This window comes from Paenibacillus apii (genome assembly GCF_011043685.1).
GTDB classification, from domain to species: domain Bacteria; phylum Bacillota; class Bacilli; order Paenibacillales; family Paenibacillaceae; genus Paenibacillus_AQ; species Paenibacillus_AQ sabinae.
Window position 1 is genome coordinate 1 of sequence record NZ_JAAKGU010000038.1, and the last position, 530, is coordinate 530.

The 530-nt window shown below is 50.9% G+C and carries 4 tRNA genes; all 4 read left to right on the plus strand.

The window, feature by feature from the left end:
• Positions 1-162 precede the first annotated feature (162 nt).
• Positions 163-238, plus strand: a tRNA-His gene (locus G5B47_RS25290).
• A 28-nt stretch (positions 239-266) separates the two neighbouring features.
• Positions 267-341 (plus strand) — tRNA-Gln (locus G5B47_RS25295).
• Between the two features lie 7 nt (positions 342-348).
• Positions 349-424 (plus strand) — tRNA-Lys (locus G5B47_RS25300).
• 13 nt (positions 425-437) lie between these two features.
• Positions 438-525, plus strand: a tRNA-Leu gene (locus tag G5B47_RS25305).
• Positions 526-530 lie beyond the last annotated feature (5 nt).

Genomic DNA, 530 nt, shown 5'->3' on the forward strand with positions numbered 1-530 from the left:
GATTTACCTGCAAAGGGATGAGAATCCGTAAAAGGGTTCGTCGGAGCATTCACTCCGTTAGCATCACTTCGCAGTCTCGGAACGAAGTGGAGAGTATCCCGTCGGTTCCGCCATTGAATTACCAGTTGTTGATTCACCATTACACCGATTCATTTGACTATGGCGGTCGTGGCGAAGGGGTTAACGCACCGGATTGTGGCTCCGGCATTCGTGGGTTCAAGTCCCATCGATCGCCCCATTTTAACTAAAATGTTTCGTATTTTTGTTGGGGATTAGCCAAGCGGTAAGGCAACGGACTTTGACTCCGTCATGCATAGGTTCGAATCCTATATCCCCAGCCACTTATACGAGCCATTAGCTCAGTTGGTAGAGCACCTGACTTTTAATCAGGGTGTCGAAGGTTCGAGTCCTTCATGGCTCACCATGTTTCATTCTTTGCGGTCGTGGCGGAATTGGCAGACGCGCACGGTTCAGGTCCGTGTGGGCTAACCCCCCGTGGAGGTTCGAGTCCTCTCGACCGCACCATATTT